The sequence below is a fragment of the Mesorhizobium sp. genome, from assembly GCF_017306585.1.
In the GTDB taxonomy this organism is placed as follows: domain Bacteria; phylum Pseudomonadota; class Alphaproteobacteria; order Rhizobiales; family Rhizobiaceae; genus Mesorhizobium.
In genome coordinates this window covers 1-8,094 of record NZ_JAFKIC010000042.1, presented here as the reverse complement: position 1 = coordinate 8,094, position 8,094 = coordinate 1, and the positions used below count along the sequence as shown (strand labels likewise).

The following is an 8,094-nucleotide window of genomic DNA, read 5'->3' as shown; positions in this document are numbered from 1 at the left end:
GGCCTCATCCACGTTTCGGAAATGTCGTGGACGAAGAAGAACGTGCACCCCGGCAAGATCCTGTCGACGACGCAGGAAGTCGACGTGGTGGTGCTCGAGGTCGATCCGGCCAAGCGCCGCATCTCGCTCGGCCTCAAGCAGACGCTGGAGAACCCGTGGGAAGCCTTCGCGCGCAACCATCCGGTCGGTAGCCAGGTCGAGGGCGAGGTCAAGAACAAGACCGAGTTCGGCCTGTTCATCGGCCTGGAAGGCGACGTGGACGGCATGGTGCACCTCTCCGACCTCGACTGGACCCGTCCGGGCGAGCAGGTCATCGAAGAGTACAATCGCGGCGATATGGTCAAGGCGCAGGTGCTCGACGTCGACATCGAGAAGGAGCGCATCTCGCTCGGCATCAAGCAGTTGGCCCGCGACACCGTCGGTGAAGCAGCCAACAGCGGCGAACTGCGCAAGAACGCCGTCGTCACCTGCGAGGTCACCGGCGTGAAGGATGGCGGTCTGGAAGTGCGGCTGGTCGACAGCGGCATCGAGACCTTCATCAAGCGTTCCGACCTGTCGCGCGACCGCGACGAGCAGCGCCCCGAGCGCTTCACGGTCGGCCAGAAGGTCGACGCGCGCGTCATCGCCTTCGACAAGAAGACCCGCAAGCTGCAGGTCTCGATCAAGGCGCTGGAAATCGCCGAGGAAAAGGAAGCGGTCGCCCAGTACGGCTCGACCGACTCCGGCGCCTCGCTTGGCGACATCCTGGGCGCGGCGCTGAAGAAGCAGGGCAACTAAGCCTCAACCGCCGCCGCGCCTGGGGCGCGGCCCGGACAAGACAACCCGCGAGCCGAAAGGTTCGCGGGTTTTTCATTTCATGGCGCTGGCACAAGACAACGACAGAGCAATCGCTTCAACTACACGTTTCGGCATCAAGGTCATGCGCATGAAGGTCGTTGAAATCCATCGCTATCCCGTCAAGAGCCTGCGCGGCCACGCCGTGCAGAGCGCCGGGATCGAGACCATGGGCATGGAAGGGGACCGTCGCTGGATGGTCGTCGACAAGGACGGGCAGTTCCTGACCATCCGCCAGATACCGGCCATGACCACGATCGACGTCGAACATCGCGGCACGGGCATTTTGCTGCACCATGACAAGCATGGTTCGCATTTCGTCGAGGCTCCCGGCGGCACCGCCACGCTCCGCGATGTCAAGATATGGAAGGACATTGTTGCCGCACGAGCGGCCGATCCGGCGGCCGGCGCCTATCTGTCGGCAGTTCTCGGCCGGGCCGTCGACCTCGTCTATTTCGACGATCCGAAGAACCGGCCGGTCGACCCGGAGTTCGGTCAGCCCGGCGACTATGTCAGCTTTGCCGACGGTTTCCCGTTGCTGGTCACCACCACGGGTTCACTCGACCATTTGAACAGTCATCTCGCCAGCCCCGTGGAAATGGCGCGGTTTCGCCCAAACATCGTCCTCGACGCGATGGACGCATGGCCCGAGGACAGCTGGAAAACGATCCGCGTCGGCCCGGTCGTCATGCGGATCGCAAAGCCCTGCGCGCGCTGTGTCATCACAACCCGCGATCCCCTCAGCGGCGAGCAGCCGGACCCGCGCGAGCCGTTGCGAACGCTTGGGCGGCTTCACCGCTCCAGCAAAGGCGGCATCATCTTCGGCCAGAATGCAATTCCGAACAATACCGGCACGATCTCGGTCGGCGACGCGGTCGAGGTCATCGAGGCGGGTGCCTCGAACCTGATGTAGCATAGCGCGGCTCGCGGCCTTGCCGGAATGCTCCGCGCCTGCGTGCCGGCGGCAACCCGCCGCCCTGGCCGACCGGCGCTCAAACAAGACGCCGGTCAGCGCATGGCTCGATTATGTTCAGGCCCGGGCGTAAAGCGGCACCAGCGTTCCGCTCATCGCCTGGTTGGCGGGCGAGGCAAGATAGGCGATGGCTTCGGCCGCGGCCTCCAGGCTGACCCATTTGGTGAAATCGGCATCCGGCATGTCGGCCCGGTTCGCCGGTGTGTCGAGCGTCGAGGGTGCCACGGCGTTGACCAGGATGCCCTTGCCCTTCAACTCTTCGGCCATCGCCACCGTCATCGCCGCAACCGCCGCCTTGCTGGCCGCATAGGCGACCATGCCGGCGCCGCGGCGCGGATCGAGCCCGGCGCGCGCCGTCACATTGACGATGCGGCCCGCCATGCCGGACGCCAGCATCGAGCGGACGGCAGCGCGGCTGCACAGGAAGGTGGTGCGGGCATTGGTTTCCATCATCTCGGCGAAGGAAGCCGATTCGATCTTCTCGACCGGCGCCATGGCAAAGCCGCCGGCCAGATGAACCGATCCCCACAGCGCGGGAACCTGGGAATAGAAGGCTTCGACCTTGGCGGAATCCGACAGGTCGACATTGTGCGCGAGTTTCACATTCTCATGCGTGGTGAAGGGAAAGTGCTGGGGTGCCGCAGCATGCGCGTTCGGCACGTGGCAGATCGCGCCCTGCTCCAGCAGCCTGCCGACCACGGCGCCGCCGAGCGCCCCGGTGCCGCCGGTCACGACGATATGCCTGCCTTCTAGTGTTTCCGTCATCCTTGGACCGCTCCTGTCATATTTTTATCATTATGTCTCTTGTTGTGCCGCGCCGACGCGGAGCGTCGCGCCTTTCGCGCGATCACTCAACCGATATCTCGACATGGCAGCCGTCACGTCTTTGCATGGCGTCAGCAGGCCAGCCGGCATCGAGCGCAGCGGAGACGGAAATCCGCAACCGGCGTTCAGTCGACCGTGATTTCGATGACGCGCGGCAATCCGGTTGCCCGGGCTCGCTTCAGCGCCTCCGCCAGGCCATCGGAACCGGCCAACCGCTCGGCTGCCATGCCATAGGCTTCGGCGAGCTTGCAGAAATCCGGCGGCGCCGGCGAGACGCCGACAGGTTCCACGCCGACATCGAGCATGGAGGTCTCGATCTCGCGATAGCCCCTGTTGTTCCAGACGACGAAGATGACCGGCGCGTCGGAATCGAGCGCGACGCCCAGTTCCGACAGCGTGAACTGGAAGCCGCCGTCGCCGGTGATGCAGACGACCGGCGTGCCGGGCATGGCAAGGGCGGCGCCGATCGCGGCCGGCGGACCATAGCCGAGCGCGCCGAAGCCGGTGGCGGCGTTGAACCAGCCGCCTGGGCGGTCATGGTCGTAATAGAGATTGGCGGCGTAGATCGGCTGGGTCGAATCGCCGACGATGATGGCGCCCGGCAGGGCGTCGCGGATGATTTCCACGGCACGGACCTGCGCCACGTAGGCAGGGCTCAGTTCGGCGAAGGCGGCCTTGCGCGACGCGGCCGCCCGGGTCTCGCCGTCTTCGGCGCCGTCGCCCGAACCGATCGCGGCAAGCAGGGCCTCGATCGCCTCGGCGCAATCCGCCTGGATGCCGACGTTTACCGGGCGGCGCGCGATCTGGTCGGCGCCGATGTCGATGCGGATCAGGTTGGAGGGCAGAACGAAGCCGCCGTCGCCATAGCCGTCATAGTCGGTCGGGCCGAATTCGGTGCCTGCGGCGATAACCAGATCGGCATCGGCCATCAAGGCGCGCACCGCCTTCAGGCTGGGGCTTGCCGGGACGCAGAGCGGATGGCCGTGCAGCAGGCCGCGCGCGTTGGTGGTCTCGACGACGGGCGCGCCGAGCCTTTCGGCAAGACGCTTGAGCTGGGCTTCCGCCTTCCGGGCGCCGCCCCCGGCAAGGATCAGCGGCCGGCGCGCGGCGGCGATCAGCTTGGCCGCGCTGGCGATCGCCGCGCTCTCCGGCGCTGGAGGCGCGGCGTTGCTCAGCAGGGCCGCGACACCATCCGCCGGCTTGACCATGACGTTGGTCGGGATCTCGATGTGCACCGGGCCCGGCCGTGACGAAGAGAACAGGGCGAAGGCCTTCGCCAAGGCGCCGGGCAATTCGTCGGCTTCGGTGACGCGCTGCGAAAACATCGCCACCTTTTCCATCATGCCGCGCTGGTCCGGCAGTTCGTGCAGGAAGCCCAGGCCCAAGCCCAGCGTATCGGTGGCGTTGACGCCCGAGATGACCAGCATCGGCACCGAATCGGCGCGCGCCTGGCCCATGGCGGTGATTGTGTTGGTAAGCCCGGGCCCGGTGATGACGAAGGCGACGCCCGGCCTGCCGCTGGCGCGCGCGTAGCCGTCCGCCATGAAGCCGGCGCCCTGTTCGTGGCGCGGCGTGACGTGGCGTATTTTCGAGCGCGCCAGGCCGCGATAGAGCTCGACCGTATGCACGCCGGGAATGCCGAAGACGGTGTCCACCCCGTGCGCTTCAAGCAGTGAAATCAGCGCTTCGCCGATGGTGGTCATTGGTTCTCTCCCTTTCGGCGATCTCTGTTTAGCGGAAACAGTGATCGGCTTCCTCTCTTCGTTTTCCTGCGCAATTCCGGGCGGAAAACCGCTTCTCACTTTTCCTGGACTTGCTCACTTTTCCAGGAATTGCTCTGGCGCAAGGCCAAGCTCGGCTTCGATAGTCTTGATGCCAATCGCCGCCAATTCGCCAGGCTCGAACATCTCTCCGGCCAGGCAGCCTTCGACCCAGAGCCCGTCGATGATCGCGTTGATCGCAATGGCGTGGCGACGCAATTCGCTTGCGTCCGGCTTGCGGTGTTCGGCGGCGAGCACCTCGGCCACAACCGCTTCCACCTCGTTGCGAAAGCCGAGATAGCCTTCGCGGTGAGCGCGGGCGAGCGCCGGATCCGCGCCGGCGCGGCCGATAAAAGTCGCCCACAGCGAGAACACCCGGGCATCGATGATCGGTGCGTTGAGGTTGGCGGTGACGAAGGCCGCAAGACGCTGGCGCGGCGTGGCATTTTCCATGACCAACGCCGCCTTGGCCTGCTCGGTCATGCGGCTCATCAGCGATGCATAGGCTTCCTGCAGCAATTCCTCCTTGCCGGGGAAATAGTGCCGGATCAGTCCGGCGGTGACGCCCGCACGCAATGCGATGGTGCGCAGGCTGGCGCCCTGGAGGCCATATTCCGCCACGCTGTCCAGGGTGGCGTCGATCAAATCCTGCCGCCGCCGCTCCTCGCCCTCGCGACGGAACTTTCGGCGGTATGGCGCATTCATTGGCGCAGGATCGGCCGCGTCAGGCATGTCGGCCCGCCTTCGCAGGCGATGCAGAGCGCATCCGCTTCGAAGACTTCGACCGTGCAGCCGGCGGCCTCCATCGCGGCCTTGGTCTTGGGAAAGCCGGCAACGGCGATGACCTTGGACGGACTTGTCGGGAGTACGTTCAGGCTGAGGCCGTTGGACGCGGCGAACTCTCCGGCGTCGCCTTCGACCAGCCGGATGCCGCGCGCCTTCAGCATCTGATAGAAAGGGGCCGGCAAAAGCGGCGAATAGACCAGCGCGAGGTCGTCGGCCAGCGGGCTGATCACGGACATCAGATGCAGGCACGCCTCCTCGCCCTGCCACAGCGGCAGATCGAAGCCGTAGACGGAAATGCCCAGCGGGGTCAGCAGGTTGGAAACCTGCTGGATGCCTTCCTGGTTGGAGCGGACGCCGCGCCCGATCGCCAGCGTGCGCGCATCCACCCATACGCAATCGCCGCCCTCGACCTGACCGGGAGGCTCCACGCGGCCAAGGATCGGAATGCCGAGCTTCCTGTAGGCTTCCTCGTGCAGCGACGGTTCCCTGGCGCGCAACGGCTTGCCCATGGACAGGATCAGCGCGCCGCGATCGGTCATCAGCGACGGATCATGCGTGAAAACCGAATCCGACAGCCCGTCCGCCTTGTCCTCGATCCATTCGATTTCGGCCCCGGAAGCCGCCACTAGATCGGCAAGCGCTGCGTGCTGCGAGGCAGCCTTCGCGGGATTGAAACCCGCGCCGTAGTGCCAGACAGCCCGGTCGGCATCGCGCATGGCATTGGTCGCCGACCGCATCAGCACGCGCCGCAGCGGCGCCGCCATGGACTGTGATCCGAAAGCGCTCATCGATGCCCTTTTAAGCTGAAAAAAATCAAGAAAATTTCATGGGAGGCTATTTATACACTTGCACAACAAGGCTGCAAGTGCCGTAATGAGCAGGATTGACGGGCTCGCGCTGTCGGGTCCATGCTGCGGTCTGGAGTGGGGCAGTACAGCGTATGTTGATTAGCCGGTTAGACGTTCGACGAACCGCCATCGGCCATACGGAGGTCACCCGGTGAGCGCGGTTCGAGCCGCCACAGCCGCATCCGGAGAGGCGCAGGACGGCGCCGCCGAAGCCATCCATGTCGAGAACCTGCACAAGAAATTCGGCGAACTGCATGTGCTGAAGGGCGTGTCGCTGTCGGCGCGCGACGGCGAGGTCATCGCCATCATCGGTGGTTCGGGCTCGGGCAAATCAACGCTGCTGCGCTGCATCAACTGCCTGGAGAACCCGACAAGCGGCATCATTCGCGTCAACGGCGAAGAGATCAAACTCAAGGCGGACAGCCACGGCCACACCGTTCCGGCCGACCGCAGGCAGATCGAGCGCATCCGCTCCAAGCTCGGCATGGTGTTCCAGAACTTCAACCTGTGGAGCCATATGACGCTGATCGAGAACGTCATCGAGGTTCCCGTGCATGTGCTTGGCGTCAAGCGCGACGAGGCGGTCGCCCAGGCCGAGAAGCTGCTGGCGCGCGTCGGGCTCGCGGAAAAGCGCGATGTCTATCCCGCCTATCTCTCGGGCGGCCAGCAGCAGCGCGCCGCGATCGCCCGCGCGCTCGCCATCAATCCGCGCGTCATGCTGTTCGACGAACCGACCTCGGCGCTCGACCCCGAACTGGTCGGCGAGGTGCTGAAGGTGATCGGCGACCTGGCGCGCGAGGGCCGCACCATGGTGCTGGTCACTCACGAGATGAAGTTCGCCCGCGAGGTCGCGACCCACGTCGTCTACCTCTACAACGGGCTGGTCGAGGAAGAAGGCCCGCCGGAGCAGATTTTCGGCGCGCCCAAATCCGAAAGGCTCAAGCAGTTCATCCGCAACATCGGCTAGGGACAGGCCGGGACGGAAGAAAACCGGGAACCAACAACAAACTGGGAGTTCTGACATGAAGACTGTTCTCAAGACATTCGCCGCGGCGCTGCTGCTCGGCGTCGCCGCGATGGGCGTGGCCAAGGCCGATCCGGTCAAGATCGGTGTCGCCGCCGAGCCCTATCCGCCCTTCACCTCGCCCGATGCCTCGGGCAAGTGGGTCGGCTGGGAGATCGACTTCATCGACGCCGTATGCGCCGAGGAGAAACTCGACTGCGTCATCACGCCGGTCGCCTGGGACGGCATCATCCCGGCGCTGACGACCAAGAAGATCGACCTCATCGTCTCGTCGATGTCGATCACCGACGAGCGCAAGAAGACGATCGACTTCTCCGACAAGTACTACAACACGCCGACGGCGATCATCGGGCCGAAGGACCAGAAGTTCGGCGCCACGCCTGACGATCTCAAGGGCAAGGTGCTTGGCGTCCAGGTTTCGACCGTGCACGCCGTTTACGCCAAGAAGCATTTCGGCGCCACGGCGTCCGAGATCAAGGAATACCAGACCCAGGACGAGGCCAACAACGACCTCGCCGCCGGCCGCCTCGACGCGGTGCAGGCCGATTCCATCGCGCTCGGCGAATTCCTCAAGACCGACCAGGGCAAGGCCTGTTGCGATCTGAAGGGCATGGTGGCTCCCGACGACGAAGTGCTCGGACCGGGCGTCGGCGCCGGCGTGCGCAAGGAAGACACGGCGCTGAAGGAAAAGATCAACGCCGGCATCAAGGCGATCCGCTCCAACGGCAAGTATGACGAGATCTCGAAGAAATACTTCGATTTCGACATTTACGGCGGCGCGCCGCAATCGAACTGACCCCTCCGCGAGGACCGGAGACATGGCGCTGGCGCCATGTCTCCGGCTGAGATGTCCAGGCATGCTCGCCGCCGGCCGCAGGCGCCGGCGGAGTGAGCCAGCAATCCCGGGGGCGACGCTGGTCGAATCCTTTCTTCCGGCCTCGGCGGCCGGCATCATAGAACTGCTCTCGCCCGCGCCCGTCGGTTGGGGCGGGACCTTGAGGCTCGGGCTCCTGCATTCGCTCGAAATCGCGGTCGGCGCGACGA

At 65.1% G+C, this 8,094-nt stretch carries 8 protein-coding genes and 1 pseudogene; 5 read left to right on the top strand and 4 right to left on the bottom strand.

The features are described 5' to 3' along the window. Both J0I79_RS01595 and J0I79_RS01590 read left to right on the top strand, forming a co-directional pair. The coding region (locus J0I79_RS01595; RefSeq protein ID WP_292854844.1) for a S1 RNA-binding domain-containing protein at window positions 1-777 on the top strand (777 nt) is incomplete at its 5' end. 79 nt (window positions 778-856) lie between these two features. Further along, window positions 857-1,747: an MOSC N-terminal beta barrel domain-containing protein gene (locus tag J0I79_RS01590; RefSeq protein ID WP_292854841.1), complete on the top strand. Its 891-nt coding sequence runs from the start codon at window positions 857-859 to the stop codon at window positions 1,745-1,747. A 117-nt stretch (window positions 1,748-1,864) separates the two neighbouring features. Here J0I79_RS01590 and J0I79_RS01585 read toward each other — a convergent pair whose 3' ends face one another. From J0I79_RS01585 to J0I79_RS01570, 4 genes are all read right to left on the bottom strand, one after another. Then, the gene (locus J0I79_RS01585) at window positions 1,865-2,572 is read right to left on the bottom strand and encodes an SDR family NAD(P)-dependent oxidoreductase (RefSeq protein WP_292854839.1); all 708 of its coding nucleotides are present in this window, start codon (window positions 2,570-2,572) and stop codon (window positions 1,865-1,867) included. Between the two features lie 185 nt (window positions 2,573-2,757). Next, window positions 2,758-4,335 carry a 5-guanidino-2-oxopentanoate decarboxylase gene (locus tag J0I79_RS01580; RefSeq protein ID WP_292854836.1) on the bottom strand — a complete coding sequence of 526 codons (1,578 nt, stop codon included), beginning with the start codon at window positions 4,333-4,335 and terminating at the stop codon, window positions 2,758-2,760. A gap of 114 nt (window positions 4,336-4,449) precedes the next feature. Then, on the bottom strand, window positions 4,450-5,124 hold the full coding sequence (locus J0I79_RS01575) for a TetR family transcriptional regulator C-terminal domain-containing protein (protein ID WP_292854832.1): 675 nt from the start codon (window positions 5,122-5,124) through the stop codon (window positions 4,450-4,452). Beyond that, the gene (locus tag J0I79_RS01570; RefSeq protein WP_292854830.1) at window positions 5,094-5,966 is read right to left on the bottom strand and encodes a dimethylarginine dimethylaminohydrolase family protein; all 873 of its coding nucleotides are present in this window, start codon (window positions 5,964-5,966) and stop codon (window positions 5,094-5,096) included. Before J0I79_RS01570 ends, J0I79_RS01575 begins: the two co-directional genes overlap by 31 nt. 211 nt (window positions 5,967-6,177) lie before the next feature. Here J0I79_RS01570 and J0I79_RS01565 point away from each other — a divergent pair, with 211 nt between their 5' ends. The 3 genes and pseudogenes from J0I79_RS01565 to J0I79_RS01555 all read left to right on the top strand — a co-directional run. Further along, window positions 6,178-6,993 (top strand): ABC transporter ATP-binding protein, encoded by an 816-nt coding sequence (locus tag J0I79_RS01565; RefSeq protein WP_292854827.1) that lies wholly within the window; start codon window positions 6,178-6,180, stop codon window positions 6,991-6,993. A gap of 55 nt (window positions 6,994-7,048) precedes the next feature. Continuing rightward, window positions 7,049-7,846, top strand: a complete 798-nt coding sequence (locus tag J0I79_RS01560) for a transporter substrate-binding domain-containing protein (RefSeq protein ID WP_292854824.1) — start codon at window positions 7,049-7,051, stop codon at window positions 7,844-7,846. A gap of 61 nt (window positions 7,847-7,907) precedes the next feature. After that, a pseudogene (locus tag J0I79_RS01555) lies at window positions 7,908-8,094 on the top strand (ABC transporter permease); the annotation flags it as partial.